The organism is Pseudomonas sp. NPDC096950, from assembly GCF_044762525.1.
Lineage (GTDB): Bacteria > Pseudomonadota > Gammaproteobacteria > Pseudomonadales > Pseudomonadaceae > Aquipseudomonas.
In genome coordinates this window covers 393,644-420,154 of record NZ_JBIWEL010000002.1, presented here as the reverse complement: position 1 = coordinate 420,154, position 26,511 = coordinate 393,644, and the positions used below count along the sequence as shown (strand labels likewise).

Genomic DNA, 26,511 nt, shown 5'->3' with positions numbered 1-26,511 from the left:
TTGGCGTTTTTTATGCGGCGCTTACCGATTACTCCGGCTTGCGACGCCCAAAGCCCGGACGCTGGCCCGAACCGGCTGGCGCGCCACGGCGTTTGCCCGATGGCGTGTCCTTGTCGACCAAAACGATGCCTGGGCGTTTCTTCCCGACAGGCTTGGCCGGACGCTTGGTGTCGGCCGGACGGTCTGCCACTGGCGTACCGCGACTCGAATCACCACGAGCTTCACCACGAGGAGCACCGCGATCGCTACGACCACCGCTTGGCGCACCACGGCCTTCACCGCGCTCGGTGCGGCCATTGGCCGGACGTGGCGTGCGTGGACCGCGCTCGCCATCAGCGCGTGGCGCTGCTGGTTTGCGGGCTGGACGCTCGCCTTCGATTTGCGGTTCACGGGAGTCACGTGGCGTCGCAGCGGTCTGGTTACCGATAGCAGGACGCAACGAACGCACGCGCTCGGTCTTGCCCATCGGACGCGACGATTTACGCTGCATGCGATCGAGCTTGTCTTTGCTCTTGGCGTTCATCTGCGGCATGGCCACAGGCGTCAGGCCCACTTCAGCACTCAGAATGTCGACTTCGTACTGGCTCATTTCGCGCCAGCGACCCATCGGCAGGTCGGAGTTGAGGAACACCGGACCGAAACGCACGCGCTTCAGACGGCTGACCACCAGGCCCTGAGATTCCCACAGGCGACGAACTTCGCGGTTGCGACCTTCCATCACCACGCAGTGATACCAGTGGTTGAAACCTTCGCCACCCGGCGCCTGTTTGATGTCGGTGAACTTGGCCGGGCCGTCTTCGAGGACGACGCCTGCTTTCAAGCGCTCGATCATCTCGTCATCGACTTCGCCACGCACACGTACCGCGTATTCACGGTCCATCTCGTAGGAAGGGTGCATCAGGCGGTTGGCCAGTTCACCGTCGGTGGTGAACATCAGCAGACCGGTGGTGTTGATGTCCAGGCGACCGATGTTGATCCAGCGACCTTCTTTTGGTTTCGGCATCTTGTCGAAAACGGTTGGACGGCCTTCCGGGTCGAGGCGGGTGCAGATTTCGCCGTCGGGCTTGTTGTACATGATCACGCGGCGTACCGACTCGGCGGCTTCTTCGCGCTTGATCACCTTGCCATCGATGGTGATGGCGTCGTGCATGTCGACGCGCTGCCCGAGGGTGGCGTCTTTGCCATTGACCTTGATGCGGCCGTGGCTGATCCAGGCTTCCACGTCACGGCGCGAGCCGACGCCGATACGGGCGAGGACTTTCTGCAGTTTTTCGCCTGCTGGGCCGATTTCCTGGTCGTCTTTCTGGTCGTTGATACTCATCTGGGCACCTCCCGGTGTGGTCTGTTCAGGCCTTGCCTGAAGCGATGTAAAACTGGTTCTCGGGCGAAGGGATCGCCGGAGGGTCGCGAATCATACGCTCATGCAAGCGTTCGCGCATCAGAGACTAGCTGATCAATGGATACTTACTTGTGTTTCCGCCGACCGGTGGCACCGAGTTTGATCAGGCGCAGCGCCGCTTCGGCCAGCACCGTGCGCTTGTCGGACTTGTCGAGTTTCTTCCAGGCCTTGATCTCGCGCTTGCTGCGGCCACAGCCGAGGCAGATATCGTCGGTGAACTTGCAGACGCTGATGCAGGGGTCTTTGGTTGAGCTCATACCTACTCCAGAAAACGCCACAAACCCTTGTGGGAGCGGGCTTGCTCGCGAAGGGGGCGCGTCAGTCGACATCATTGCCGCCTGAAGCACCGCATTCGCGAGCAAGCCCGCTCCCACAAGGGGATCTGCATTGACCGCAGGTTTGGGGTCAGTCGTCGAATTCCCGGCGTTCGGCTTCGATCGCTTCGGCGAGGGCGCGGGCTTCGGCTTCTTCGTCGCTCAGTTCGGGTTCGGGTTCGGGTTCGGGTTCGGGTTCCGGTTTGTGCTGCTCTAAAGCGGCGACGGCGGCCAGGAGTTTCTCTCGCGCTTCGGCGACACCGAGGACATCGTCTTCCAGCTCTGCTTCCGGCTCTTCTTCGATTGTGGCTTCAGGCTCAGGCTGAAGTTCAACTTCAATCTCCGGCTCGGGCTGTTCCAAAACCTCCTCAGTCTCGGTCACCGCCCCATCCCGCAACAAATCGTCGAAGTCAGTCTTGATCCCCTGCTCCATGTCATCCAGTTCCAGCAACAGCGTGTGGAAACTGGTTTCTTCCTTGGGTTCTTCCGGCTCGGCGCTGGCGTCGGCCAGTTCCTGCAAACCGGCCGGGACCGGCGCGTCGTCGAAGTCGAGCACCGGGTCAGGCTCCATCTCCCGCAGTTCGGCCAGCGGCGGCAGGTCGTCGAGGTTTTTCAGGTTGAAGTGATCGAGAAACACCTTGGTGGTGGCGAACATCGCCGGTTTGCCCGGCACATCGCGGTAGCCGACGATGCGAATCCACTCGCGCTCCAGCAAGGTCTTGACGATGTGGCTGTTGACCGCCACGCCCCGCACATCCTCGATCTCGCCCCGGGTGATCGGCTGGCGATAAGCGATCAACGCCATGGTTTCGAGCATGGCCCGGGAATAACGCTGCGGCCGCTCTTCCCACAAACGGCCGACCCACGGCGAAAACTTCTCGCGAATCTGCAAGCGATAGCCGGACGCGACTTCCTTCAATTCAAAGGCGCGGCCGTCGCAGGACTTGGCCAGGATCGTCAGGGCTTTCTTGAAAACCGGCGGCTCCGGCCGTTCGCCCTCTTCGAAGAGTTCGAACAGGCGTTCCAGTGATTGCGGTTTTCCCGAGGCCAACAGAAAGGCTTCAAGCAGTGGCGCCAGCTCGCGGGGTTCAGTCAGGTTCATGATTCAACTCGTTATTCGGCTCGGGCCCGCACATGGATCGGCGCGAACGCTTCATTCTGCACCAGCTCGACCAAGGATTCCTTGACCAGTTCGAGGATCGCCATGAAGGTCACCACCACCCCCAGCCTTCCCTCTTCGGCGGTAAACAGCTCGACAAAGGGCACGAAACCGCCGCCCTTGAGCCGTTCCAGCACATCGCTCATACGCTCGCGGGTGGACAACGCTTCGCGGCTGACCTGGTGACTTTCGAACATGTCGCCACGGCGCAGGACCTCGGCCATGGACATCAGCAATTCTTCCAGGCTCACGTCTGGCAACAGCTTGCGCGCCCGGGCTTCCGGGGCGTCGAGCTTGGGCACCACCACGTCGCGGCCCACCCGGCTCAGGCCATCAATGCCTTCGGCGGCGGCTTTGAAGCGTTCGTATTCCTGCAAGCGGCGTATCAGTTCTGCCCGGGGATCGTCTTCTTCGGCTTCGATGGTTTCCGCGCGCGGCAGCAACATCCGCGATTTGATCTCGGCCAGCATCGCGGCCATCACCAGGTACTCGGCGGCCAGTTCCAGGCGCACCGACTGCATCAACTCGACATAGCCCATGTACTGCCGGGTGATTTCCGCCACCGGGATGTCGAGGATATTGATGTTCTGTTTGCGGATCAGGTACAGCAGCAGGTCGAGGGGGCCTTCGAAGGCTTCGAGGAATACTTCGAGGGCATCCGGCGGAATGTACAGGTCCAGCGGCATTTCCATGACCGCCTGGCCATAGACCATGGCGAAGGGCAGCTCTTGCTGGGCTCCGGCCTGACTGTCGACGGGTTCTACTGCGGACATCTACGCCTCGGCCATAAACGGCGTCGGGTCACCGCAACCGACGCGGATCACTTCAGGTTCGCCGTCGGCCAGATTGATCACCGTGGACGCCTTGATCCCGCCGAAACCGCCGTCGATGATCAGGTCCACCTGGTGTTCCAGCAACTGGCGCATTTCATGGGGATCGCTCAACGGATCGGTGTCGCCGGGCATGATCAGGGTCACGCTCATCAACGGCTCACCCAGCTCCGCGAGCAGCGCCAGGGCGATCGGATGGCTTGGCACCCGCAGGCCGATGGTGCGCTTCTTGGCGTGCAGCAACAGGCGCGGCACTTCCCGGGTGGCGTTGAGGATAAACGTATAAGGCCCAGGTAAATGGGCCTTGAGGATGCGGAAGGTGCCTGTGTCGATCTTGGCGAACAGCCCCAGTTGCGACAGGTCACTGCAGATCAGCGCGAAGTTGTGCTTGTCGTCGAGCTGACGCAAGCGGCGCACGCGCTCCACGGCGTTCTTGTCGCCAATCTGGCAACCAATGGCGTAGGACGAGTCTGTGGGATAAATCACCACCCCGCCTTTGCGGATGATCTCGACAGCCTGTTTGATCAGGCGCGCTTGCGGGTTTTCCGGATGAATCTGGAAAAATTGACTCACATTCTCTACCTGTTCAGACGGCGGCAATAATTGGGTCATGTTTGAATCGACACCATAACGGTGGCAGATCCTCCGGAACCGGGCGGTATTCACCGATTTCCGACCAGCCTCCAGGGCCATGAAAATCACTGCCGGCGCTGACCAGCAGACCGAACTCCCGGGCAAGAATGGCCAAGCTGCCCACCTGTTCGGCGGGCTGATGGCCATTGACCACTTCGATAGCGTGGCCCCCAGCTTGAATATAGTCGGCAATCAGGCGCCGACGCTTGCTGCGCGTGAAATCGTAGTGCCATGGATGCGCCAGGCTGACCCAGGCACCGGCGACGCGCAGGGTCGCGACGGTGTCTTCGAGGGTCGGCCAGTGTTGCTTGACGTCACCCAGTTTGCCGGCGCCCAGCCATTTGCGGAACGCTTCGGCGCGATCCTTGACGAAGCCTTCGCGCACCATCCAGTCGGCAAAATGCGGACGGGCCGGCGCGTTACCGCTGTCGCCGAGCGCCTGCTGCATCTCGCGGGCACCGTCCATCGCGCCAGGCATACCTTTGAGCGCGAGTTTTCGGCTTATTTCTTCGGACCGTAGCCAACGGCCATCGTGCAATTTGGCGATCGCCTCGACCAACGGTACGGCATTCACGTCGAAACCGTAGCCCAACACATGAATAGTCGCGCCGCCCCAGGTGCAGGACAATTCGACGCCGTTGACCAGTTGCATCCCCAACGCCGTCGCGGCGCTGCGGGCCTCATCGAGGCCTTCAAGGGTGTCGTGATCGGTCAAGGCCAGGACTCGCACGCCTTTCTCGAACGCACGCGCAACCAGTACCGCAGGCGCCAGGGCGCCATCGGAGGCCGTGCTATGGCAGTGCAAATCAACATTCACAGGGCTTTGTAACCTCAAATCAGCTGGCGCTATCGCGCGCCAATATGTTTGTTATTATGCCGACACATCCTGCTTCTGGCTGCCACTGTGAAACAATTCATCGACTTCATCCCGCTTCTGCTGTTTTTCATTGTCTTCAAAATCGATCCACGGGTCGTCGACATTGCCGGTCATGAGGTCACTGTAGGCGGTATTTACAGCGCCACCGCCATGCTGATCATCAGCTCCCTGGTGGTTTACGGCACATTGTTCATCAAGCAGCGCAAGCTGGAGAAGAGCCAGTGGCTGACCCTCATCGCCTGCCTAGTCTTCGGTAGCCTGACCCTGGCGTTCCACAGCGAAACCTTCCTTAAGTGGAAAGCCCCGGTGGTCAACTGGCTGTTCGCCCTGGCCTTCATTGGCAGCCACTTCATCGGCGACCAACTGCTGATCAAGCGCATCATGGGTCACGCACTGACCCTGCCAGATCAAGTCTGGACCCGCCTGAACATCGCCTGGATCGGGTTTTTCCTGTTCTGCGGCGCCGCCAACCTGTTCGTTGCGTTCACTTTCCAGAACTACTGGGTCGACTTCAAAGTGTTCGGCAGCCTGGGCATGACGCTGCTGTTCCTAGTCGCGCAGGGCATTTACCTGTCCCGCCACCTGCATGACGCCGATACCACCACGCCAAAAACCGAGGACTGACATGCTTTATGCAATCGTTGCTACAGACGTCGCCAACTCCCTGGAAGCTCGCCTGGCCGCACGCCCGGCGCACCTTGAGCGCCTGCAAGTGCTCAAGGGCGAAGGCCGCATCGTGCTGGCCGGCCCGAACCCTGCCGTGGACAGCAATGATCCGGGCGCCGCAGGTTTTACCGGCAGCCTGATCGTCGCCGAGTTCGAATCTTTGACCGCCGCTCAGGCTTGGGCCGATGCCGACCCGTATATCGCCGCAGGCGTCTACGCCAACGTTTCCGTGAAGCCGTTCAAGCAAGTCCTGCCGTAAATTTCCCCCACGCGATGAACCTTGTCGGTTCATCGCGCTCTCAATCGCTCATTATTCTCGTTTGCCTGCCGACAACTTGCCTAATAACTCGATTGGAATCAGGAGTCGTGATGCGCAAGGGTCCGTTGTGTCTGATGTTGGTGACGTTGTCGATCGTGGCTCCCGCACACGGTGAAGAGGCTGCCACTGGCAGCAATTCCACGCCGCTGTCCTTGAGCGCCGGCAGCCAGATCGCCGAGTTGCAGCAACGCTTGAAAGTCAGCGAGCAGCAACGAGAAGAACTGAACAAACAACTGCAAAATGCCGATGCCGAGCGTGAAAGCGCCCAACTGGCCCGGTTGCGCCAAGAGAACCAGCGCCTGAAGCTGCAACTCAAGGAAGCCCAGGCCAACGGTCCGCTGCCACGCTTGCTGACTGATCAGCAGCAATGGTTCGTCACCGGAGGCGGAGTAGCGCTATTGGCCCTGCTCTGCGGTATCTTTGCCAGTGGAGCAAGTCGAAAACGTCGGCAATGGCTAAATTGAGTGAGTCATGAGCGAGCTGTTATTAATTGATGATGACCAGGAGCTGTGTGAGCTCCTGAGCAGTTGGTTGAGTCAGGAAGGTTTTGTGGTCCGTGCCTGTCACGACGGCCAGAGTGCCCGCCGTGCGCTGGCCGAAACCTCCCCCGCCGCCGTCGTGCTGGACGTGATGCTGCCTGACGGCAGTGGTCTGGAATTGCTCAAGCAACTGCGCAACGACCATCCGGACTTGCCCGTGCTGATGCTCTCGGCCCGGGGCGAACCGCTGGACCGCATCCTTGGTCTGGAACTCGGCGCCGACGATTATCTGGCCAAGCCCTGCGACCCACGAGAACTGACGGCCCGGCTGCGCGCGGTATTGCGCCGCAGTCATCCGGCGGCAGTGTCCAGCCAGCTCGAACTCGGCGACCTGTGCTTCAGCCCGGTGCGCGGCGTGGTCAGCATCGATGAACAGGAATTTACCCTCACCGTCTCCGAAAGCCGCCTGCTCGAAGCCCTCATCAAGCAACCCGGCGAACCGCTGGATAAACAGGAACTGGCGCAGATCGCCCTCGGCCGCAAGCTGACCCTGTACGACCGCAGCCTGGACATGCACGTCAGCAACCTGCGCAAGAAGATCGGCCCGCATCCGGATGGCCGTCCGCGCATCGTGGCGCTGCGTAGCCGCGGTTACTACTACAGCCTCTGAAGCCGACTATCGACCCGTAGGGGCACGGCTTGCCGGCGATGGCGATCTCAGGGATGCCTTCGCCGGCAAGCCGTGCTCCTACGCAGCCTGTAAGTTTTGTCAGGTCGGCACAAAACTGTCTTTACCCAAGCTTTACGCTCCGCTGACCGCCGCTGACCTTGATCTCCGTAATCTGAACTCATCCGGAACGTACCGGGAACGAGACAAGGAGATTCACCATGCGCAAGACTCTTATCGCTCTGATGTTCGCCGCCGCCCTGCCAACCGTTGCCATGGCCATGCCTGAAGGTGCCGGCCCGATGGGTGGCCCGATGGACGGTCCGCGCCACGGCGGTCAGATGTACCACCACGGTAAAGGCGGCCCGTACAGCCAGCTGGACCTGAGCCGCGAACAGCGTGAGCAGATCCGCAAAATCATGGGCGAGCAGATGCATGATCGCAAACAACTGGTCGAGAAATACCTGGAGAAACTCTCCCCGGCCGACCAGAAAGCCATGAAGGATGAAATGGCCACCAAGCATCAGAAAGCCCAGGCCGATGTGCGCGCCGTGCTGAAACCGGATCAACAGAAGAAATTCGACGAGATCCAGAAAAAACAAGCCGAGCGCCGCGCCGAGTGGGCCGAGTTCAAGGCCTGGAAAGCGCAACAGCCGCAAAAAGCGCAATAATGTGTTAACCCCGGACCCAACGGCCAACACCGTTGGGTCTTTTGCCATTCTGTACAATGTGGGAGCGGGCTTGCTCGCGAAGGCGGAGTGTCAGGCACAGCACTTATTGACTGACACACCGCCTTCGCGAGCAAGCCCGCTCCCACATGGCGTTCTTTGTTCGAGGATTTTCTGTGCGCTCATTGTTCTGGCGTATCCTGGCCAGCTTCTGGCTGGCCATCGCTCTGGTTGCAGGGCTTTCGATTCTGCTGGGGCACATGCTCAACCAGGATGCGTGGATCCTCAGTCGCCATCCGGGCCTCAACACCCTGGCCGAAGAGTGGACGCAAACCTACGAAGCCCAGGGCGAAGACGCCGCCCAGGACATCCTCGAACAGCGCAAACGCCAATATCACATCGACGTCCAGGTGCTCAACGAGAGCGGCGACCCGGTAGTGCGCGGGACTTTCCCACGTCGGGCCGCGGCGTTTGAAGCACGGCAGAACGACGACGATCGTCGCCTGCCATGGCGCCGCCTGACCGCTGAGTACACCAGCGAAAAAACCGGCAACACGTACCTGCTGATCTACCGCATCCCGCACCCGGAACTGGATTCCTGGCACCGCGAAAGCCTGCTCTGGCCATTGAGTGCGCTGGGTATCGCATTGGTGGTGCTGACACTGTTCAGTCTGCTGGTGACTCTATCGATCACCCGCCCCCTCAGCCGTTTGCGCGGCGCGGTGCATGACCTGGGGCAAACCACCTATCAACAGAACAGCCTGGTGAAACTGGCCAACCGCCGCGATGAATTCGGCGTGCTCGCCAACGACTTCAACCGCATGGGTGCGCGCCTGCAAAGCTTGATCGGCAGCCAGCGGCAATTACTGCGGGATGTGTCCCATGAATTGCGCTCGCCCCTGGCTCGATTGCGCATTGCCCTGGCTTTGGCCGAGCGGGCTAACCCTGAGGAACGGGAAAAACTCTGGCCACGCCTGACCCGCGAATGCGACCGACTGGAAGCGTTGATCAGCGAAATTCTGGTCCTGGCACGGGTCGATGCAGACAACGCCAGTGCCGAAGACGTCGATCTCAACGCCTTGCTGCACACCCTGCAAAAGGACGCGCAATTGGGTTTCCCGGAACAGACCGTGCACTTGGAAGCCGAGCCGCAACTCAACCTCAAAGGCTGGCCAACCATGATCGAGCGCGCCGTGGACAACCTGCTGCGCAATGCCCAACGCTTTAACCCGGCGGGCCAGCCGATTGAAATGCAGGCCTCGCGCCAGGGCGAGCGGATGGTGGTGAGCGTGCGCGACCATGGGCCGGGGGTCGAGGCCGAGCACTTGAACCTGTTGGGAGAACCGTTCTACCGCGCACCGGGGCAAACCGCCGCCGGGCATGGCCTGGGCCTGGCCATTGCACGCCGAGCCGCAGAACGGCATGGCGGCAGCTTGATCCTGGCCAATCACCCGGACGGTGGGTTCATCGCCAGCCTGGAATTGCCGTTGGTGCCGGGGGCTGTGGTTCAGCTCTGACCCACATGGATCACCAGCAAACACAACATGTATGCACAACCTCACCCCCTGTGGGAGCGGGCTTGCTCGCGAAGGCGTCGGGTCAGTCAACATCTCTGTTGAATGTGATGCCGCTTTCGCGAGCAAGCCCGCTCCCACATTGGATCTGTGTCGTCAGGCCTTACCAGGCCAGGCGCTGACGAATTCGGCCAGATCAACTTTCTCTGCAACCCGCGGTTCTTTCTGCGGTGTGCCGAGATAAAGGAACGCAATCACTTCCTCCCCTTCCGCCAACCCCAACCCCTTGGCCACATGCGTCGAGTAAGCCAGTTCACCGGTCCGCCATACCGCACCAATCCCCTGTGCATACGCCGCCAGCAAAATCCCGTGGGCCGCACAGCCCGCTGCCAGCAGTTGCTCGGATTTCGGGTATTTGACGTGATCCTGCAACCGCGCAATGACCACAACCACCAATGGCGCGCGCAGCGGACCATTGCGGGCCTTGTCCAGCACCGCTTCGGGCGCCTCACTGTCCTGCAGCTTCGCCGCTTCAGCCAGCAACTCACCCATTTGCTCACGCGCCGCGCCTTCGACGGTCAGGAAGCGCCAAGGCTGCAAATGGCCGTGGTCCGGGGCACGCAGCGCAGCGCCGAACAGCACTTCCCGCTGTTCGGCGGTAGGGGCCGGTTCGACCAGTCGGGGAACGGAAACACGGTTGAGCAAAGCGTCGAGAGCCTGCATCGGCCACCTCCTGTAAAAAATGTTTGGCTATTCTAGCTGCAACCCTGCGGGAGTGCCGGTTTACATGGCAGACCCCACAGGTAGAATGGCGCCCTCCCCACTTTCAGCCCGAGCGGACTTCATGGCGTTGCCGACCTTACGGACTATTGGTTTCATCATCGGCATCTTCCTGATCACACTGGCCATCGCCATGGTCGTGCCCATGGCCACCCTGGTGATATTCGACCGCACCGGCGACCTGCCATCGTTCCTCTGGGCCAGCATGATCACCTTCGTCGCCGGCCTGGCGCTGGTCATCCCCGGACGCCCCGAACACGTGCACCTGCGCCCCCGGGACATGTACCTGCTGACCGTCAGCAGTTGGCTGGTGGTGTGTATCTTCGCCGCGCTGCCGTTCCTGCTGACCCAGCACATCAGCTACACCGACTCGTTCTTCGAAAGCATGTCCGGCATCACCGCCACCGGCTCCACGGTGCTCAATCACCTGGATGACATGTCCCCTGGCATTCTGATGTGGCGCTCGCTGCTGCACTGGATCGGCGGCATCGGTTTCATCGGTATGGCGGTGGCGATTTTGCCGCTGCTGCGCATCGGTGGCATGCGGCTGTTCCAGACAGAATCGTCGGACCGCTCCGAAAAAGTCATGCCCCGCTCGCACATGGTGGCGCGCCTGATAGTGGCGGCCTACGTCGGCATCACCATCGTCGGCAGCCTGGCTTTCTGGTGGGCCGGGATGAGCCTGTTCGATGCGATCAACCACGCGATGTCAGCGATTTCCACCGGCGGGTTCTCCACTTCCGACGAGTCCCTGGCCCACTGGAAACAACCGGCGGTGCACTGGGTTGCGGTGGTGATCATGATTCTCGGCAGCCTGCCGTTCACCCTTTATGTGGCGACGTTGCGCGGTAACCGCAGGGCGCTGATCAAGGATCAACAGGTCCAGGGTTTGCTCGGCATGCTGCTGGTGACCTGGCTGGTGCTCGGCACCTGGTACTGGTGGACCACCAACCTGCATTGGCTGGATGCGCTGCGGCACGTGGCGCTGAACGTAACGTCGGTGGTCACGACCACGGGGTTTGCACTCGGGGACTACAGCCTGTGGGGCAATTTCTCGCTGATGCTGTTTTTCTATCTGGGCTTTGTCGGTGGCTGCTCGGGCTCGACGGCGGGCGGGATCAAGATTTTCCGTTTCCAGGTCGCCTACATCCTGCTCAAGGCCAACCTTAACCAGTTGATTCACCCGCGAGCGGTGATCAAGCAGAAGTACAACGGTCACCGGCTTGACGAAGAAATCGTGCGTTCGATCCTGACCTTTTCGTTCTTCTTCGCCATCACCATTTGCGTGATCGCGTTGCTGCTGTCGCTTCTGGGCGTGGACTGGATGACCGCGTTGACCGGCGCGGCGAGCACCGTGTCCGGCGTCGGTCCCGGCCTGGGCGAGACTATTGGCCCGGCGGGTAACTTCGCCACCCTGCCGGACGCTGCCAAGTGGATTCTCTCGTTCGGCATGCTGCTGGGCCGACTGGAGATCATTACGGTGTTCGTTCTGTGTATTCCGGCGTTCTGGCGTCACTGACCTGTTTCGGCGCATCCATCAATCGCGCCCGATACTCACCGGGCGTCGCGTCGAACCAGCGGCGGAAGGCGCGGAAGAAATTGCTCGGGTCAGCAAATCCCAACAGGTAGGCAATTTCCAGCAGGGTCATGCTTGGCTGCGCCAGGTACTGCTCGGCCAGTTCGCGGCGGGTGTCGTCGAGCAAGGTCTGAAAACTCGTGCCCTCTTCCTGCAAGCGGCGCTGCAAGGTACGTTGCGACAGGTGCAGGGTCTGCGCCACCGTATCGCGCTTCGGCTCGCCCTGGGGCAGTAAACGGCAAAGTACTTGCCGGGCCTTGTGGGTCACGCGACTTTCAGAAAACCGCGCCAGGTACTCGCCGGCAAACCGGTCATGCAGCAGCGCCATCGCCTCGTTGGCGGTCGGCAGCGGCGCTTCCATGTCGGCACGTTCGAAGATCAATGCGTCGTACGGCGCGTTGAACACCAGCGGCGCATGGAAGGCTTGTTTATAGGGTTCCAGGTCAGCGGGTTCATCGCCCTGCACCAACACCTTGCGCGGCTGCAGGGTGCGGCCGGTCAACCAGCCGCACAGCGCCAAGGCACAGGCCAGTGAGGCTTCGGCGCTCTGCCGGGTCGGCGGCAGGTGGTCGCCGTGGACGGTCAGAATCAGCGCATAGCCTTCTTCCAACAGGCGGAAACTCAGGTCGGCACTTTCGGCAATGATCCGCTGGTAGCGCACCAGCCGCTGGAAACCTTCTGCCAGGGTCTGGCTGGACATCAGCGCGTAGCCGGCGACATGAAAGGATGCCGGTCGCACCACTTTGCCCATGTTCAAGCCGATCGCCGGGTTACCGGACAGCTCGACCGCGCGCTGCCAGAGCCGCGTCATGGAATCTTGCGGGAAGCGCGCATCCGGATCATCCAGTGCCGCGTAGTCGAGCCCCAGCTGTTTGAACAGAACCCGGCAATCCAGGCCGTCCATTTCCAGTGCTTTGACAATCCCCATCGCCCAGCTTGCAGAAGTCGTTCGTTCGCTCATGGCGTTTACTTACATGATGAGCCGCATCTCACGGCCAATTACCGAAGGATACTAAAGTGGCGCCTATTGTCACTGGCTGATGCCAATGATCACTCTAGACTCAAATAAGCTACCCGCAGAACAACTTGCCATCAGAACAATAACCACAGAGATCGCAGTCGTGGAAAATACCAAGCGTTTCAATAGCTTCGCTGAGTTCTACCCGTATTACCTCAGCGAACACAGCAACAGTACGTGCCGACGATTGCACTTTATCGGCACCTCCCTGGTTATTTTCATCCTGGCGATGACCATCGGCAAAGGCGCCTGGCTGCTGCTGATCGCCCTGCCCCTAGCCGGTTACAGCTTCGCCTGGGTCGGGCATTTCTTCTTCGAGAAGAATCGTCCTGCCACCTTCCAGCACCCGTTCTACAGCCTGCTCGGCGATTTCGTCATGTACCGCGACATGATTCTGGGCCGCGTGCCGTTCTAGGCTTCCCGGGCCAGCAAAGCGTCCCGTGCAGACAGTGCACCAGTGGATCCAAGTTCTACACTCAATCCGTCACTTCGCAAATAAGAAGATCGCCGATGAACGCCAATGCCCGCTTCACCCACATGCAGGACGGCACGCAGGAGGACTGGGCGATCATCGCCGCGGACTTCAGTGCCTACGCCCGACAATTGCCGACACGGATTGTGGCGCACCTGAAGTTGCTGGAGGGTGATTTTGGCGGCTTCCCGGTGGATCGCCTGACCCATTCGCTGCAAACCGCCACCCGCGCCTGGCGCGATGGCCGCGACGAAGAATACGTGGTCTGCGCCCTTCTCCACGATATCGGCGATACCCTCGGCTCCTACAACCACCCGGACATCGCCGCGGCGATCCTCAAGCCCTTCGTCAGTGCAGAGCATTTGTGGATGGTGGAGAAACACGGGATTTTCCAGGGTTACTACTTCTTCCATCACCTGGGCATGGACCGGCACCTGCGCGAGCAATTCAGCGGGCATCCGCAGTATCAGGCGACCATTGAGTTCTGCGCCAAATACGATGCGGCGGCGTTTGATCCGGCGTATGAGACGCTGCCGCTGAGTTTCTTTGAGCCGATGATGGAACGGCTGTTTGCGCAGCCGAAGAACTCGATCTACAAAGCGGCGATGGAAGAACACGCGCCGGCCTGAAAACACACCACAACCCAATGTGGGAGCGGGCTTGCTCGCGAAAGCGGTATCACATTCAACATCTTCGTTGACTGACACACCGCTTTCGCGAGCAAGCCCGCTCCCACAGGGGATCTGTGGTGGCCATCAATGTGTTACGCCGGTTCGGCGACTTTCACCGCTTTCAACTCCGCCTCCCGCGCCTGGGCATCCGCCAGTCGATACAACTCGATCGAGCCGTCCCAGTGCTCGATCAACGCCGTGCACGACTCCACCCAGTCCCCGCAATTCAGATAATCCACCCCGCCGACCTTGCGAATTTCGGCATGGTGAATGTGGCCGCACACCACGCCATGCAACTCGCGCTTGACGCATTCGTGGGCGATGGCTTCTTCGAAGTCGCTGATAAAGCTGACTGCGGTTTTCACCTTGTGTTTGAGGTACGCCGACAGCGACCAGTAACCGTAGCCGTAGCGGGCACGCCAGTGATTGAGCCAGCGGTTGAGGGTCAGGGTGAATTCGTAGGCCGAGTCGCCGAGAAAGGCCAGCCAGCGGTGATAACGGGTGATCACGTCGAACTGGTCGCCGTGGATCACCAGCAGGTGCCGGCCATCGGCGGTCACGTGCACCGCTTCGTCCACCAACTGGATATTGCCGAGGATCAGCTTCGAATAGCGACGTAGGAATTCGTCGTGGTTGCCGGTGACGTAGATCACTTCGGTGCCGCGCTTGCTCATGGTCAGCAAGCGGCGGATCACGTTGGTGTGGGCCTGGGGCCAATACATGCCGCCACGCAGTTTCCAGCCATCGATGATGTCGCCCACCAGGTAGATCTTGTCGGTGTGGTAGCCCTTGAGAAACTGCGACAGGTGCTCGGCCTGGCAATCCCGGGTGCCCAAATGCACGTCGGAAATCCATAAGGTGCGGACACGTTGTTTACGACTGGGTTTGGCGAGCTCGGCGCTGGTCATGGGCAACCCTCTGGGATGTTTTTACAAGCTTGCGCCGGTCGGGTTAATTGCCCATGACAGTGACGAGTCAATCCTGTGACAGCGCCCGGCCGGTGTAGACTGGCCGCATCTTGCCCCGGAGACCTGCGATGAGACCGATCCTCACGCTTCGCCAATACAGCCACGACCTGATCGTCCACAGCCACGACCACGCGCAACTGGTGTTCGGCTTGTCGGGCGCGCTGGATTTCGAGGTCGGCGGCCAGGGCAGCCAGGTGGTGCAGCAGAGTTTCGTGGTGATCCCGGCCGGCATGCATCACGCCTGTGGCAGCCCCAACGGCAGTCGCTGCCTGGTGCTGGATGTGCCCGATGATCAATGGGTATCGCAATCCCTGGGAGAACACGCCGACGCCAGCCGCCGCTTGCTCGACAACGCCGGCCGCCTGCCGCTGGATGCCGGGCAAAGCCAATTGGTCAGTTGGCTGGCGGGCAGTCCGGTGAGCGATCCGCTGATTGCCCAGCAAGGTGCGGTTCTGTTATTGGCCAGCCTCAACCACATCAAACCGGATGTGATCGGTGGACGACGCCTGCCGTATGCAGCGCTGAACGCACACATCGACCAGCATGCGGCCTATCCGCTGCAAGTGGCTGATCTGGCGCGCATCGCCGACCTCTCCAGCGCGCGCCTGCATGCGCGGTTCGTGGCCGAGTGCGGGCAGACGCCGATGGACTACATTCGCAGTCGGCGGCTGCACATTGCAGTGAGCTTGTTGCGGGATTCGGCGCTGCCGATTGGCGAGATCGCCAGTCGGGTCGGTTACAGTTCCCAGAGTGCGTTTGCGGCGGCGGTGTTGCGTGAGTTTGGTGCTTCACCCGGCACATTGCGCCGCGAGGCGAATGCCGGTTAGTGAATGTTTGTGAATACAGGATCTGTGGCGAGGGGGCTTGCCCCCCGTTGGGTCGCGAAGCGGCCCCTGCATTCGTACGTCAGACCTCATTTGCCGGATTGACGACTGCTTCGCAGCCGAACGGGGGCAAGCCCCCTCGCCACAAGGTATTGCGCGAGGCTGGCGACAAAAGTCGATAGTTTGCCGACAGACACAGCGAGTCGTTACGCGGTTCAATGGTCGGGTTCAATACGTTTTCCAAAGGATTGCAATGACTCCCCGTACTGCCCTTGGCGCCCTGCATATCGGCGCACTGATGTTTGGCCTGACCGGTGTGTTCGGCAAACTCGCGGCCGCCACCCCGGCGGTCATCGTCTTCGGTCGTGCGGCGTTCGCGGTGCTGGCACTGGCGTTCTTTGCGCGGTTCGCCAGCAACACCCGTTGGCAGAAACTCGAAGCCGTGGACTGGCGCCGCCTGCTGCTCAGCGGCTTGCTGCTGGCCGGGCACTGGGTGAGTTTCTTTATTGCGGTGAAGGTCGCAGGGGTGGCGATTGCGACCCTGGGTTTTGCCAGTTTCCCGGCCTTTACCGTAATCCTCGAAGGGCTGATCTTCCGCGAGAAAATCCGCGCCAATGAAATCCTGCTGGTGGTGCTGGTCAGCGTGGGCCTGGTGCTCGTCACGCCGTCCTTCGACCTTGGCACCGGCGCGACCGTCGGCCTGCTGTGGGCGGTGGGCTCCGGTTTGCTGTTCGCCCTGCTGTCCCTGACCAACCGCGCCAGTTCCGCGCGCATCCCGGCGGTGCAGGCTGCGCTATGCCAGAACGTGGTGGTTGCGCTGTGCCTGCTGCCAGTCGCCGCGCCGCAGTTGAGCGAAGTGCGCGCCATCGACTGGTTGTGGATCGGCTTGCTCGGCGTGTTCTGCACCGGCGTGGCCCACAGCCTGTTTGTCGCCAGCCTGGCGGTGATCAAGGCGAGGACCGCCGCAGTGGTGTTTGCCCTGGAACCGGTCTACGGCATCACCATGGCCTGGCTGCTGTTCGACGAAACCCCGACCCTGCGCATGCTGCTCGGCGGCGCGCTGATCATCGTCGCGATCGTGGTCTCCAGTCGCCTATCCGGCAGCTCAAGCAAAAAAGCCGTGGCCGCGGAAGCCGCCTCTCACTGAGTGCGGTCGTTGTGGCCGAGGTCGCGGTCCGGGTCGATCTGATCCCGGACCCGCTGCTTCAGCACCTTGGCTTCCGGAAAACCGCCGTCCGCCTTGCGCTCCCAGATTTGCACGTCGTTACAAAAAATATGAAAGACCCCGCCCGTGCCCGGCACCAGGGACACTTTGCCCAAGTCGTCGCCAAAGGTGCTGAGCAGTTCCTGGGCCAGCCAGGCGGCGCGCAACAGCCACTGGCATTGCGTGCAATAAGTGATGACGATTTCCGGTTTTTGCATGGTCATGATCGCTGAAACTCCTGAGCCAGAGGGGCGCCGCTATAATAGCCGCCTTTATCGCTTGCCCCGAGATTCACGATGCGCCGTTTACTGTGCTGCCTGTTGCTTTGCCTCTTCCCTTCAATCGTCCACGCCACTGACGCACCCCGACCGAAAATCGGCCTGGTGCTGTCCGGCGGCGCGGCCCGTGGCCTGGCGCACATCGGTGTACTCAAGGCACTGGAAGAACAAGGCATCAAGATCGATGCCATTGCCGGCACCAGCATGGGCGCGGTAGTCGGTGGGTTGTACGCCTCAGGCTACAAAATCGATGAGCTGGAAAAACTCGCCCTCAACATCGACTGGCAACAAGCCCTGTCCGACGCCCCGCCGCGAGAGGACGTGCCGTTCCGCCGCAAGCAGGATGACCGGGACTTCCTGGTGAAACAGAAACTGAGCTTTCGCGACGACGGCAGCCTCGGCCTGCCACTGGGCGTGATTCAGGGCCAGAACCTCGCCCTGTTGCTGGAAAGCCTGCTGGCCCACGCCAGTGATACCCGGGACTTCGACAAACTGCCGATCCCGTTCCGTGCGGTCGCCACCGACATCTCCACCGGAGAAAAAGTCGTGTTCCGCAAGGGCCACCTGCCCCAGGTGATCCGCGCCAGCATGTCGATCCCGGCGGTGTTTGCGCCGGTCGAACTGGGCGGACGCTTGCTGGTGGACGGCGGCATGACTGACAACATCCCGCTCGACGTGGCACGTGAGATGGGCGTCGACATCGCCATCGTGGTCGATATCGGCACCCCGCTGCGCAATCGCAAACAACTGACCACCGTGGTCGATGTGCTGAACCAGTCGATCACCCTGATGACCCGGCGCAACTCCGAAGAACAACTCGCCGCCCTGCACAAGGACGATGTGCTGATCCAGCCGTCACTGGCGAGTTTCGGCGTGACCGACTTCGGCCGCGCCCAAGACATGATCGACGCCGGTTACCGCGCAACCAAGGTTCTTGAAGCGCGCCTGGCCCAACTCAAACCGGTGCAACCGCTGGACGCCGAACTGACCGCCGCCCGGGCCCCGAGCCAGCGCACACCGATCATTACCGCGATCAAAGTGGAAAACGACTCGAAAGTCAGTGACGACGTGATCCGCTACTACATTCGCCAACACGTCGGCGAGCCGCTGGACATCGGCCGCTTGCATACCGACATGGGCACCCTGTACGGCCTCGACTACTTCGAGCAAGTGCAATACCGCGTGGTGCACAAGGGTGAGGATCACACCCTGGTAATCAGCGCCCGGGGCAAACGCAGCGGCACCGATTACCTGCGGGTCGGCTTGAACCTGTCGGACGATATGCGCGGCGACAGCGCGTTCAACCTCGGAGCCAGCTACCGGGTCAACGGCATCAATCGCCTCGGCGCCGAATGGCTGACCCGGGCGCAGATCGGCGACAAGCAGGAACTCTACAGCGAGTTCTATCAACCGCTGGACGTCGGTTCGCGCTACTTCATTGCGCCCTACGCTGCATTTGAAGCGCAGAACGTCGACGCGGTCCTGGACAACGACCCGATCGCCCAGTACCGCGTCGAACGTTATGGTTTCGGCCTGAATGTCGGCCGGCAGATTGGCAACAGCGGCGAGATCCGCTTCGGTGTCGGCGAGGCCTGGGGCAAGGCTGACGTGCGCATCGGCGATCAGGATCTGCCGAGTGAAAGCTTCAACGAGGGCTTCTATGAGCTGAAGTATTCGTTCGACTCGTTCGACAACGTCTACTTCCCCCACGAGGGCAAGGAGATCGGGTTGGCGTTCCGCCAGTTCGAACCGGGCCTGGGCTCGGACAAGCGTTACCGCCAATGGGAATTCAAACTGGACAAGGCCATGAGCAGTGGCCCGGACACCTTCATTCTGGGTGGGCGTTATGGCCGTACGCTGGACGATGCCAACGTTGTCACTTCAAGCTTCCTGCTCGGCGGCGCGCGGCAGTTGTCGGGGTTTCGCGAAGATGCGATTTCCGGGCAGAACGTCAGCCTGATGCGCGGGGTTTACTACCGCCGCCTGACGCCGCGTTCGTATTTGCCGCTGGATTTCCCGTTGTACATCGGCGGCTCACTGGAGCGCGGGCGGGCGTGGAACAACGATAATGAGTTCGACAGCGGTTACATCAATGCGGCCAGTGTGTTCATCGGTTTCGACACACCGCTGGGGCCGCTGAATTTCAGTTATGGCTTTAATGATGCGGATGAACAGGCGGTGTATCTGAATCTGGGGCAGACGTTTTAGCCGGAGCACCACTGTCCAATGTGGGAGCGGGCTTGCTCGCGAAAGCGGTGTGTCAGTCAACATAGATGTTGAAAGTCAGGCCGCCTTCGCGAGCAAGCCCGCTCCCACATTAGAGATGTAGTGACCGTGCTAGCGGATACCAGCCAACAAAGTCCGCGCAGTCTGCTTCAGGGGCTCATCGCCTTCCTTGAGCAATTCGTTGAGCAACTCGATGGCGCTGTCCAGATCGCCGTCATCAATGCAGTTTTGGGCTTGTTCAAGTTTGCCAGCGCCGGCCGGCACGGGTTCGGGCAGTGGCTCCAGTTCCAGCGACTGGCCGGGCTCGCTGAATGCGTCGAGAAAGTCATCGTCCAGCGTTTGTGCTTCGGGTTCGGCGTCCCACTCCAGTTCAGGTTCGCCCAGTGCCGGTTCGTCGGGCATTTCGTAGACATCCGGCATAACGTGCAGATTTGAAGTGAACGCCGGCTCATCCGGCAACGGCGGCTTGACCATCGGCGAGGGCGAATCGTCGAAGGGGCTGACCAGATCCCAATTGGAGTCCATCGACAGGTCGTCAAGGTTCAACTGGAAGTCATCGCCGGGTGGCGCTTCGGGGACCGCCGCCGCGACAGTCGCAATGACCGGCGCAATGGCCGCGACCGGTGCGGCATTCGCCAGTTTAGGGAATCGGGCGCGAAGGTCCGCCAGTTGCTGCGGATTAACCCCGGCGTCACGCAGACTGCTTTCCTGCGCGTCATAGGCCGGCGTATCACCTTGCTTGCCCAGCACTTCCAAAAGCTGCAACGCCAGATCGGTGCGCTGCGGTTCCTTGAGCAACGCCTCACGCAACAAACCCACCGCTTCGGAAAACCGACCATAGGCCAGGTAAATGCCAACGCCTTCCAGCACATCGCCGGCGGGGGTCTCTTCGCGGTGATCGGGGACTGCCGCGACACGGGCAGGTTGTGGCGGGATCTCACGTTCAGGTTCATCACGTACCGGCGCCGTCGATAATGGCTCGGTCAACGCTTGCTGGCGTTGCCGGCGAACAAACAACCCAAGCAGCACCAGCACCACCACCCCCAGCAGTCCGGCAATCAGTAACCAATTGCTGCTCTCGGGTTCCTGAACCACGACCGGCGCAGGCGCCACGGCGACCGGCGCGACGTCAGGCTTCTGCGCGACCTCGGACAAGCGGGTCTGCAAGTCGCTGACCTGCTTTCTTTCATCGGCAATTTGCCCGTCCTGGGTCTTGATCCGAACGTTCAACTCATCAATGGTTTTTTGCAGCTGCTGGTTTTGCAGGACGCTGGCGGCCAGTTGCTCGGCCACCTCATCGTTTGCGGGTGCGGCCGCCGGAGGAGCAACGCTGGCGGCGGGTGCAGGCGCCTTGCTCTTGGGGGACTGTATCGGTGCAACGGTCGGCTCGACGCTCGGAAAACCGGAGCTCGGTTCTTTGGCCGACGGCTCGTCCGTCGCAGGGACAATCCCCGGTGAACCCGGCGGATCGATCAACACCGTGTATTCGCGCAGCAATCGGCCGTTGGGCTGATTGAGCTGCACCAGGAAATTCAGAAAGGGTTCTTTGACTGGCTTACTGGAAGTCACCCGGATCAGCGTGCGGTTGCCCCGCAGGATCGGTGAGAATTTCAGGTTATTGAGGAAGAACACACGCTCGACGCCCGCTCGGCTGAACTCCTCGGCCGTGGCCAGGCTGACCGACAGATCGCTTTCCGCCAGGCCCGCCGCATCCACCAGGGCGATATCCGCGCTGAATGGCTGGTTCAACGCCGAATGCACGGTGATGTCACCCAAGCCCAGGGCCGGTGCCAATGCCGAGTAAGTGACCGCAACGCCGGCCAGAAGCAGCCGAGTGCAATACCGCAAAACCACGTGCCAACTCTCGAGCATGAGCATCCCTTAGATTAAGCAGAACCAACCTGTACGTGTTCGCACATCCGGTACGAACACGATATTGCCTAGTAGTTCTTTATAGTCTGCCCAACGGGGTATCTCAAAAACACGGCCTAAGGTTTTGCCTCAAGACTTTTCGAGGTTGGCCAGAATGTGACCGTGAACACGCATGCAGACCTTCAGATCGGCCTCATCGACGCCTTCGAACAGCTCGTGGCGCAGTTGAGTCGCAATGGTTTCAATTTGTTCGATCAATGGCCGGGCCGGGGCACAGAGGACGATTTTTTTCGCCCGACGGTCTTCCAGCACCGCTTGGCGTTGCACCAGGCCCTGGGTTTCCAGGCTGTCGAGCAGCCGGGCCAGGGTCGGTCCTTCGACGCCGACGCTTTGCGCCAGTTCGCGCTGGGTCGGGGCTTCCTCGAAACGTGCCAGGTGCAGCAGCACCAGCCAACGGGCCTGAGAAAGTCCCAGACCGGCCAGACGGCGGTCCAGTTCGGCGCGCCAGCCACGGGACATCTGGGCCAATTGCATGCCAAAGCGGTGTTGATCGGTTAACGGCATAAAAAACTCATGGTTAGACTGAAATAGAGAAAAACTAATTATTAGTCAGCTAAGCATGACCTTTGGCTATAGGCAAGGTTTGCTCTGTACTGAATCGTTACATCTATGCTGTCGGTCACTTAAATCTCGAATTCGGATTGCAGCGCCGCCCGCACACAGTACAAAACCCCTTCCGGCACGCGACCGGCAAACAACGCGGCAATCTCCGCGACCGGCGGCAGCTCGCCTTCGCCGTCGAGGAACGCGTCCTGGATTTCGCCCATCAATTCCTCGGGCAGGTCCAGCGCCTGTTCCAGCGACAACTGCTGCTTGCCGATGGCCTCGGCGAGCATGGTGTAGACGTTCTTTTCCGAGCATTGCAGCTGACCGGCAATCTGCAACGGCGTCATGCCGGCCCGGGCCAGGGTGATCAGCTCGTGGCGCACGTCGGCCACCACTTTCGGTGCCTCGACCTGACCACCGAGCACTTCGAGGAATGCCTCGCCGTAACGCTCCAGCTTGCGTGCGCCGACGCCGCTGACCGTGGCCATTTCCGCCAGGGAAGTCGGCTGGCTGCGGAGCATTTCCAGCAAGGTCGAGTCGGGGAAGATGACGTACGGTGGCACGCCGTGTTCTTCCGCGAGCTTGCGACGCAGGGCACGCAGGGCTTCCCATTGTTCGCGCTCTTCGCCGCGGACCAGCTGGCTCGCCTGGCTCTTGCTGCTTTTCGCGGTGGTTTGGGGCTTGAGGTCGCGGCGCAGTTCCAGGGTCACTTCGCCCTTGAGCAGCGGCCGGCAGGTGTCGCTCAGGCGCAGGCCGCCGTAGCCTTCGAGGTCGATGTCTGCCAGACCACGGGCCACCAATTGGCGGAACAGCGAACGCCATTCGCTCTCGCCCATCGCCTTGCCGACGCCATACACCGACAGATGCTGATGGCCGAAGCTGCGGACCTTTTCGTTGTCCTTGCCCAGCAACACATCCACCAGATGGCCGACGCCGTAGCGCTGGCCGGTGCGGTAGATCGCCGAGAGTGCCTGACGGGCCGGCTCCGTGGCGTCCCAGGTCTGCACGCCGTCGACGCAGTTGTCGCAGTGGCCGCACGGCTCCGGCATGTCTTCGTCGAAGTAGGCCAGCAGCGTCTGGCGCCGGCAGCGGGTTTCTTCGCAGAGCGAGAGCATCGCGTCGAGCTTGTGCTGCTCCAGGCGCTTGTGGCGCTCGTCGCCTTCGGAGTTCTGCAGCATTTGCTTGAGCATCACCACGTCTTGCAGGCCGTAGGCCATCCACGCGTCTGCCGGCAGACCGTCACGACCGCCGCGACCGGTCTCCTGGTAATACGCCTCAAGGGATTTCGGCAAGTCGAGGTGAGCGACAAAGCGCACGTTGGGTTTGTCGATGCCCATGCCGAACGCCACGGTGGCGACCATGATCAAGCCTTCCTCGTTGAGGAAGCGTTTCTGGTGATGGGCCCGGGTTTCGTTGGGCAGGCCGGCGTGGTACGGCAGCGCCGGGAAACCCTGTTCGCTGAGGAACACCGCCACTTCGTCGACTTTTTTGCGCGACAGGCAGTAAACGATGCCGGCATCGCTGCGCCGTTCGGCGAGGAACGCCAGCAATTGCTTGCGCGGCTGCTCCTTGGGGACGATGCGGTAGAAAATGTTGGGACGGTCGAAACTCGACAGGAAACGCTCGGCGTCCTGCAAATGCAGGCGATCGACGATTTCTTCCCGGGTGCGCTTGTCGGCGGTGGCGGTCAGGGCAATGCGCGGGACGTTGGGGAACAGTTCCGCCAACTGGCCCAGTTGCAGGTATTCGCGGCGGAAGTCGTGACCCCATTGCGACACGCAGTGCGCTTCGTCGATGGCGAACAGGGCAATCTCAAGGCTTTGCAGGAAGGCCAGCATACGCGGCTGCACCAGGCGTTCCGGCGCGAGGTACAGCATTTTCACTTCGCCGCGCTTGATCCGTGCGGCCAGGTCGCGCTGTTGTTCGGCGCTCAGGGTCGAGTTCAATGCGGCGGCGGCCACGCCCAGTTCTTCGAGGGTCGCGACCTGGTCGTCCATCAACGCGATCAGCGGCGACACCACCACCGCCAGGCCTTCGCGCAGCAGCGCCGGGACCTGGAAGCACAAGGACTTGCCGCCACCGGTAGGCATCAATACCAAAGCGTCGCCGCCATTGGCCACGCGCTCAATGATTGCACCCTGGCGGCCACGGAAACTGTCGTAGCCGAAGATGTCCTTGAGGACGCGTTGAGCCTGTTCGAGCATAAAAACTCCAAAAATCACCGAAACATCCCTGCAAGGCTGGTTCAGAACCACGCACGCTGCACTGACAAATCGTAAGTGCGCATTGCATGACGCTTCACATCTCAGCCGCGACGCCGGCAGGGCATCACAAAACGCGGGAGTATACCCGACCCCTCCGTTGCAAAGGGTGCCGCTGAGAAGACACACAATGACAAACACCGGGCAACCCCTGTGGGAGCGGGCTTGCCCGCGAAGGCGGCTTAACATTCAAGATTTACATTGACTGACCCACCGCTTTCGCGAGCAAGCCCGCTCCCACAGGGAATAAGGCGCAAATATCCCGCGCGGCTGGCCTGGGGGCTCAAGAAGGCCTAGAATTCCCGCATCTGTTTAATTCCCCAAGGTAGCTTTTAATGTCCTTCGCTGAGCAACTAACCCGCCTGCAAGTCTTCCTCGACGCCGATGAACTGCATGACGAGGCGCTGGACTACGTGGCCGCCCACGGCTACCTCACGGCGCTGTCGATCTGTTCCGAAAGCGTTCCCGACCGTGAATGGATCGACGCCCTCTTCGCTGAAGAGCCGCATTACGCCGACGACACCGAGCGTGAAGCGATCGAATCCACCCTGTTGGCCCTCAAGGCTCACATCGCGCGCCAACTGGCGTCCGACGAAGAGTTCGAGTTGCCGTGCGACCTGGACCTGGGCGAAGAGCCGGATGACTCCGACCTGCGCGGCTGGTGCATCGGTTTCATGGAAGGCGTGTTCCTGCGCGAAGCGGCCTGGTTCGAAACCGCCGAAGACGAAGTCAGCGAAATGCTGCTGCCGATCATGGTCGGTTCGGGCCTGTTCGACGAACAGCCTGAGTTCGAAGACATCGCCAAGGACGCCAACCTGATGGACGACATGATCGTGCAGATCCCGGAAGCCCTGACCGCGCTCTACCTGCTGTGCCAGGCACCCGACGAAAAACCGGCGATCCTCAAGCCACGTCACCACTAAGGTCTTGCCTATGGACAAACCCATAGGCAACCGCTCCCTGATGTTGCGCTACGTGCTGCTGGCCATCGGCTGGCTGAGCGTAGCGTTGGGGGTGATCGGGATTTTCCTGCCGGTATTGCCCACCACGCCATTCTTGCTGCTGGCGGCCGCTTGCTTCGCCCGCAGTTCGCCACGTTTCTATCAATGGCTGGTCGAGCATCCGCGGCTTGGGCCGTGGATTCGCGATTACCTGGACGGCAACGGCATTCCGCTCAAGGGCAAGGTCTACGCCATCGGCCTGATGTGGGTGAGCATCCTGTTCTCCTGCTACCTGGTGCCGCTGCCGTGGGCGCGGGGGTTTATGTTGACCAGTGCGGTGCTGGTGACGATCTACATCCTTCGGCAGAAGACGTTGCGCAAGACTTGATCGTTCCCACGCTCTGCGTGGGAATGCAGCCCGGGACGCTCTGCGTCCCTGCGAAGCGAACGCGGAGCGTCCGTTGAGCCATTCCCACGCAGAGCATGGGAACGATCATGCGCCGCTCGCCCGACAATCAACCCTCCCCCTCCCGAAACTGCGCCTAGACTTCAGTCATCTGCACCCGAGCAGCCAGACATGTCCAGCAGTCGGCGTCGTCCAGGATGGCCAGCGCTCCGACTTCGGTTCGGCGGCTGGCTGCTGGCGGGTTTTCTGCTGGCCGGGCTGGGCAGTGTGTGCGCCGACTGGGATTTCGGGCAGATCCTGCAAACCGCCAAAAATCGCTACGGCCCCCTCGGTCCGGCACAGGGGCGAATCGAGGCCTGGAACCAGATGCTGCAAGGCGAACGCAACCAGCCAGAACGCGAGCAACTGAACGCGGTCAATCGCTTCTTCAATCAGCAATTGAGTTTTCAGGACGACACCCGCATCTGGCAGCAGATCGATTACTGGGCCACGCCGGAAGAGTCCTTGATCAAGGGCGCCGGTGACTGTGAGGACTACGCCCTGGCGAAATATTTCAGCCTGCGTCAGCTCGGGGTTCCCAGCGAGAAACTGCGCATCACCTACGTCAAGGCCCTGACCCAGAACCAGGCGCACATGGTGCTGACCTTCTACAGCAGCCCCACGGCCGATCCGCTGGTGCTGGACAACCTGATCGGCGACATCCGCCCCGCCTCCCAACGCAAAGACCTGCTGCCGGTGTACGCCTTCAACGCCGAAGGCCTGTATTTGCCCGGTGCCAATGGCGGCAAGCGCAGCAGCGACTCGAAAAAATTGTCACGTTGGCAAGACGTGTTGAAAAAGATGCAGGCCGAAGGGTTCGCCGTGGGCGACGGCTAGCCGCCAC

Annotated in this window: 28 protein-coding genes; 15 read left to right on the top strand and 13 right to left on the bottom strand. The window is 61.2% G+C overall.

From position 1 onward, the window contains the following. Positions 1 to 28 precede the first annotated feature (28 nt). The 6 genes from rluB to ACIQY3_RS06310 all read right to left on the bottom strand — a co-directional run bounded on the left by rluB (position 29) and on the right by ACIQY3_RS06310 (position 5,152). Positions 29 to 1,321 carry a 23S rRNA pseudouridine(2605) synthase RluB gene (rluB, locus tag ACIQY3_RS06335; RefSeq protein ID WP_403018037.1) on the bottom strand — a complete coding sequence of 431 codons (1,293 nt, stop codon included), beginning with the start codon at positions 1,319 to 1,321 and terminating at the stop codon, positions 29 to 31. Positions 1,322 to 1,464: 143 nt separating this feature from the next. Next, positions 1,465 to 1,656: a DUF1289 domain-containing protein gene (locus ACIQY3_RS06330; protein WP_403018036.1), complete on the bottom strand. Its 192-nt coding sequence runs from the start codon at positions 1,654 to 1,656 to the stop codon at positions 1,465 to 1,467. 148 nt (positions 1,657 to 1,804) lie between these two features. After that, positions 1,805 to 2,815 (bottom strand): SMC-Scp complex subunit ScpB, encoded by a 1,011-nt coding sequence (scpB, locus tag ACIQY3_RS06325; RefSeq protein WP_403018035.1) that lies wholly within the window; start codon positions 2,813 to 2,815, stop codon positions 1,805 to 1,807. 11 nt (positions 2,816 to 2,826) lie between these two features. Continuing rightward, complete coding sequence (locus ACIQY3_RS06320; RefSeq protein WP_177331463.1) at positions 2,827 to 3,585, bottom strand: ScpA family protein; 759 nt, start codon at positions 3,583 to 3,585, stop codon at positions 2,827 to 2,829. 60 nt (positions 3,586 to 3,645) lie between these two features. After that, positions 3,646 to 4,275, bottom strand: a complete 630-nt coding sequence (locus ACIQY3_RS06315) for an L-threonylcarbamoyladenylate synthase (RefSeq protein ID WP_054049612.1) — start codon at positions 4,273 to 4,275, stop codon at positions 3,646 to 3,648. 13 nt (positions 4,276 to 4,288) lie between these two features. Further along, entirely contained in the window at positions 4,289 to 5,152 is an 864-nt protein-coding gene (locus ACIQY3_RS06310; protein WP_403018034.1) for a PHP domain-containing protein, read from the bottom strand. 87 nt (positions 5,153 to 5,239) lie between these two features. Between ACIQY3_RS06310 and ACIQY3_RS06305 the strand changes: the two genes are divergently transcribed. The 6 genes from ACIQY3_RS06305 to ACIQY3_RS06280 all read left to right on the top strand — a co-directional run bounded on the left by ACIQY3_RS06305 (position 5,240) and on the right by ACIQY3_RS06280 (position 9,528). After that, positions 5,240 to 5,836 (top strand): septation protein A, encoded by a 597-nt coding sequence (locus ACIQY3_RS06305; RefSeq protein WP_403018033.1) that lies wholly within the window; start codon positions 5,240 to 5,242, stop codon positions 5,834 to 5,836. 1 nt (position 5,837) lies between these two features. Next, a complete protein-coding gene (locus tag ACIQY3_RS06300; RefSeq protein WP_054049220.1) occupies positions 5,838 to 6,137 on the top strand; it encodes a YciI family protein in 300 nt (99 codons plus the stop codon). 110 nt (positions 6,138 to 6,247) lie between these two features. Further along, positions 6,248 to 6,661, top strand: a complete 414-nt coding sequence (locus ACIQY3_RS06295) for a translation initiation factor 2 (RefSeq protein ID WP_265044067.1) — start codon at positions 6,248 to 6,250, stop codon at positions 6,659 to 6,661. A 7-nt stretch (positions 6,662 to 6,668) separates the two neighbouring features. Then, positions 6,669 to 7,346 carry a response regulator transcription factor gene (locus ACIQY3_RS06290; protein WP_123598925.1) on the top strand — a complete coding sequence of 226 codons (678 nt, stop codon included), beginning with the start codon at positions 6,669 to 6,671 and terminating at the stop codon, positions 7,344 to 7,346. 218 nt (positions 7,347 to 7,564) lie between these two features. Beyond that, the gene (locus ACIQY3_RS06285; protein ID WP_123509089.1) at positions 7,565 to 8,014 is read left to right on the top strand and encodes a Spy/CpxP family protein refolding chaperone; all 450 of its coding nucleotides are present in this window, start codon (positions 7,565 to 7,567) and stop codon (positions 8,012 to 8,014) included. Positions 8,015 to 8,187: 173 nt separating this feature from the next. Next, the gene (locus ACIQY3_RS06280) at positions 8,188 to 9,528 is read left to right on the top strand and encodes a sensor histidine kinase (RefSeq protein WP_403018032.1); all 1,341 of its coding nucleotides are present in this window, start codon (positions 8,188 to 8,190) and stop codon (positions 9,526 to 9,528) included. Positions 9,529 to 9,681: 153 nt separating this feature from the next. Here the strand turns inward: ACIQY3_RS06280 and ACIQY3_RS06275 are convergent, their stop codons facing one another. Then, the gene (locus tag ACIQY3_RS06275) at positions 9,682 to 10,248 is read right to left on the bottom strand and encodes a nitroreductase family protein (RefSeq protein ID WP_403018031.1); all 567 of its coding nucleotides are present in this window, start codon (positions 10,246 to 10,248) and stop codon (positions 9,682 to 9,684) included. Between the two features lie 121 nt (positions 10,249 to 10,369). Between ACIQY3_RS06275 and ACIQY3_RS06270 the strand changes: the two genes are divergently transcribed. Next, the gene (locus ACIQY3_RS06270) at positions 10,370 to 11,824 is read left to right on the top strand and encodes a TrkH family potassium uptake protein (RefSeq protein WP_403018030.1); all 1,455 of its coding nucleotides are present in this window, start codon (positions 10,370 to 10,372) and stop codon (positions 11,822 to 11,824) included. Here ACIQY3_RS06270 and ACIQY3_RS06265 read toward each other — a convergent pair. Further along, positions 11,781 to 12,842, bottom strand: a complete 1,062-nt coding sequence (locus ACIQY3_RS06265; RefSeq protein WP_204280787.1) for an AraC family transcriptional regulator — start codon at positions 12,840 to 12,842, stop codon at positions 11,781 to 11,783. The genes ACIQY3_RS06270 and ACIQY3_RS06265 overlap by 44 nt on opposite strands. 160 nt (positions 12,843 to 13,002) lie before the next feature. Between ACIQY3_RS06265 and ACIQY3_RS06260 the strand changes: the two genes are divergently transcribed. Both ACIQY3_RS06260 and ACIQY3_RS06255 read left to right on the top strand, forming a co-directional pair. Continuing rightward, positions 13,003 to 13,314 (top strand): Mpo1-like protein, encoded by a 312-nt coding sequence (locus ACIQY3_RS06260; RefSeq protein WP_403018028.1) that lies wholly within the window; start codon positions 13,003 to 13,005, stop codon positions 13,312 to 13,314. Between the two features lie 95 nt (positions 13,315 to 13,409). Then, a complete protein-coding gene (locus ACIQY3_RS06255; protein WP_054049201.1) occupies positions 13,410 to 14,000 on the top strand; it encodes an HD domain-containing protein in 591 nt (196 codons plus the stop codon). 134 nt (positions 14,001 to 14,134) lie between these two features. Here ACIQY3_RS06255 and ACIQY3_RS06250 read toward each other — a convergent pair whose 3' ends face one another. Next, on the bottom strand, positions 14,135 to 14,950 hold the full coding sequence (locus ACIQY3_RS06250) for a UDP-2,3-diacylglucosamine diphosphatase (RefSeq protein ID WP_046055974.1): 816 nt from the start codon (positions 14,948 to 14,950) through the stop codon (positions 14,135 to 14,137). A gap of 128 nt (positions 14,951 to 15,078) precedes the next feature. On the opposite strand from ACIQY3_RS06250, the gene ACIQY3_RS06245 reads away from it, so the two are divergent. Continuing rightward, on the top strand, positions 15,079 to 15,837 hold the full coding sequence (locus ACIQY3_RS06245; RefSeq protein ID WP_403018026.1) for an AraC family transcriptional regulator: 759 nt from the start codon (positions 15,079 to 15,081) through the stop codon (positions 15,835 to 15,837). Between the two features lie 250 nt (positions 15,838 to 16,087). Continuing rightward, a complete protein-coding gene (locus ACIQY3_RS06240; protein WP_403018025.1) occupies positions 16,088 to 16,981 on the top strand; it encodes a DMT family transporter in 894 nt (297 codons plus the stop codon). Here the strand turns inward: ACIQY3_RS06240 and ACIQY3_RS06235 are convergent. Further along, positions 16,975 to 17,262 carry a SelT/SelW/SelH family protein gene (locus ACIQY3_RS06235; RefSeq protein ID WP_403018024.1) on the bottom strand — a complete coding sequence of 96 codons (288 nt, stop codon included), beginning with the start codon at positions 17,260 to 17,262 and terminating at the stop codon, positions 16,975 to 16,977. The two genes, ACIQY3_RS06240 and ACIQY3_RS06235, sit on opposite strands and share 7 nt — an antisense overlap. Positions 17,263 to 17,334: 72 nt before the next feature. Between ACIQY3_RS06235 and ACIQY3_RS06230 the strand changes: the two genes are divergently transcribed. Beyond that, complete coding sequence (locus ACIQY3_RS06230; RefSeq protein ID WP_403018023.1) at positions 17,335 to 19,524, top strand: patatin-like phospholipase family protein; 2,190 nt, start codon at positions 17,335 to 17,337, stop codon at positions 19,522 to 19,524. Positions 19,525 to 19,653: 129 nt separating this feature from the next. Here the strand turns inward: ACIQY3_RS06230 and ACIQY3_RS06225 are convergent, their stop codons facing one another. The 3 genes from ACIQY3_RS06225 to recQ form a co-directional block, all read right to left on the bottom strand. Further along, positions 19,654 to 21,414, bottom strand: a complete 1,761-nt coding sequence (locus tag ACIQY3_RS06225) for a FimV/HubP family polar landmark protein (RefSeq protein ID WP_403018022.1) — start codon at positions 21,412 to 21,414, stop codon at positions 19,654 to 19,656. Positions 21,415 to 21,543: 129 nt separating this feature from the next. Next, positions 21,544 to 21,978, bottom strand: a complete 435-nt coding sequence (locus ACIQY3_RS06220) for a MarR family transcriptional regulator (RefSeq protein WP_403018021.1) — start codon at positions 21,976 to 21,978, stop codon at positions 21,544 to 21,546. Positions 21,979 to 22,097: 119 nt separating this feature from the next. Beyond that, positions 22,098 to 24,224, bottom strand: coding sequence for a DNA helicase RecQ (gene recQ / locus ACIQY3_RS06215; protein WP_054049185.1), 2,127 nt, complete (start codon positions 24,222 to 24,224; stop codon positions 22,098 to 22,100). Between the two features lie 392 nt (positions 24,225 to 24,616). Between recQ and ACIQY3_RS06210 the strand changes: the two genes are divergently transcribed. The 3 genes from ACIQY3_RS06210 to lapG all read left to right on the top strand — a co-directional run bounded on the left by ACIQY3_RS06210 (position 24,617) and on the right by lapG (position 26,504). Further along, a complete protein-coding gene (locus ACIQY3_RS06210) occupies positions 24,617 to 25,204 on the top strand; it encodes a YecA family protein (protein WP_030130067.1) in 588 nt (195 codons plus the stop codon). A 10-nt stretch (positions 25,205 to 25,214) separates the two neighbouring features. Beyond that, entirely contained in the window at positions 25,215 to 25,610 is a 396-nt protein-coding gene (locus ACIQY3_RS06205) for a YbaN family protein (protein ID WP_403018020.1), read from the top strand. Positions 25,611 to 25,799: 189 nt separating this feature from the next. Continuing rightward, the gene (gene lapG / locus ACIQY3_RS06200; protein WP_403018019.1) at positions 25,800 to 26,504 is read left to right on the top strand and encodes a cysteine protease LapG; all 705 of its coding nucleotides are present in this window, start codon (positions 25,800 to 25,802) and stop codon (positions 26,502 to 26,504) included. The last annotated feature ends 7 nt before the right edge of the window (positions 26,505 to 26,511 follow it).

What these genes read in the sequence shown, in the direction of transcription:
- rluB (WP_403018037.1), bottom strand. Translation starts at nt 1,321, where the DNA reads ATGAGTATCAACGACCAGAAAGACGACCAGGAAATCGGCCCAGCAGGC.
- ACIQY3_RS06330 (WP_403018036.1), bottom strand. Translation starts at nt 1,656, where the DNA reads ATGAGCTCAACCAAAGACCCCTGCATCAGCGTCTGCAAGTTCACCGAC.
- scpB (WP_403018035.1), bottom strand. Translation starts at nt 2,815, where the DNA reads ATGAACCTGACTGAACCCCGCGAGCTGGCGCCACTGCTTGAAGCCTTT.
- ACIQY3_RS06320 (WP_177331463.1), bottom strand. Translation starts at nt 3,585, where the DNA reads ATGGTCTATGGCCAGGCGGTCATGGAAATGCCGCTGGACCTGTACATT.
- ACIQY3_RS06300 (WP_054049220.1), top strand. Translation starts at nt 5,838, where the DNA reads ATGCTTTATGCAATCGTTGCTACAGACGTCGCCAACTCCCTGGAAGCT.
- ACIQY3_RS06295 (WP_265044067.1), top strand. Translation starts at nt 6,248, where the DNA reads ATGCGCAAGGGTCCGTTGTGTCTGATGTTGGTGACGTTGTCGATCGTG.
- ACIQY3_RS06290 (WP_123598925.1), top strand. Translation starts at nt 6,669, where the DNA reads ATGAGCGAGCTGTTATTAATTGATGATGACCAGGAGCTGTGTGAGCTC.
- ACIQY3_RS06285 (WP_123509089.1), top strand. Translation starts at nt 7,565, where the DNA reads ATGCGCAAGACTCTTATCGCTCTGATGTTCGCCGCCGCCCTGCCAACC.
- ACIQY3_RS06275 (WP_403018031.1), bottom strand. Translation starts at nt 10,248, where the DNA reads ATGCAGGCTCTCGACGCTTTGCTCAACCGTGTTTCCGTTCCCCGACTG.
- ACIQY3_RS06270 (WP_403018030.1), top strand. Translation starts at nt 10,370, where the DNA reads ATGGCGTTGCCGACCTTACGGACTATTGGTTTCATCATCGGCATCTTC.
- ACIQY3_RS06265 (WP_204280787.1), bottom strand. Translation starts at nt 12,842, where the DNA reads ATGAGCGAACGAACGACTTCTGCAAGCTGGGCGATGGGGATTGTCAAA.
- ACIQY3_RS06255 (WP_054049201.1), top strand. Translation starts at nt 13,410, where the DNA reads ATGAACGCCAATGCCCGCTTCACCCACATGCAGGACGGCACGCAGGAG.
- ACIQY3_RS06250 (WP_046055974.1), bottom strand. Translation starts at nt 14,950, where the DNA reads ATGACCAGCGCCGAGCTCGCCAAACCCAGTCGTAAACAACGTGTCCGC.
- ACIQY3_RS06245 (WP_403018026.1), top strand. Translation starts at nt 15,079, where the DNA reads ATGAGACCGATCCTCACGCTTCGCCAATACAGCCACGACCTGATCGTC.
- ACIQY3_RS06240 (WP_403018025.1), top strand. Translation starts at nt 16,088, where the DNA reads ATGACTCCCCGTACTGCCCTTGGCGCCCTGCATATCGGCGCACTGATG.
- ACIQY3_RS06235 (WP_403018024.1), bottom strand. Translation starts at nt 17,262, where the DNA reads ATGACCATGCAAAAACCGGAAATCGTCATCACTTATTGCACGCAATGC.
- ACIQY3_RS06230 (WP_403018023.1), top strand. Translation starts at nt 17,335, where the DNA reads ATGCGCCGTTTACTGTGCTGCCTGTTGCTTTGCCTCTTCCCTTCAATC.
- ACIQY3_RS06225 (WP_403018022.1), bottom strand. Translation starts at nt 21,414, where the DNA reads ATGCTCGAGAGTTGGCACGTGGTTTTGCGGTATTGCACTCGGCTGCTT.
- ACIQY3_RS06220 (WP_403018021.1), bottom strand. Translation starts at nt 21,978, where the DNA reads ATGCCGTTAACCGATCAACACCGCTTTGGCATGCAATTGGCCCAGATG.
- recQ (WP_054049185.1), bottom strand. Translation starts at nt 24,224, where the DNA reads ATGCTCGAACAGGCTCAACGCGTCCTCAAGGACATCTTCGGCTACGAC.
- ACIQY3_RS06210 (WP_030130067.1), top strand. Translation starts at nt 24,617, where the DNA reads ATGTCCTTCGCTGAGCAACTAACCCGCCTGCAAGTCTTCCTCGACGCC.
- ACIQY3_RS06205 (WP_403018020.1), top strand. Translation starts at nt 25,215, where the DNA reads ATGGACAAACCCATAGGCAACCGCTCCCTGATGTTGCGCTACGTGCTG.
- lapG (WP_403018019.1), top strand. Translation starts at nt 25,800, where the DNA reads ATGTCCAGCAGTCGGCGTCGTCCAGGATGGCCAGCGCTCCGACTTCGG.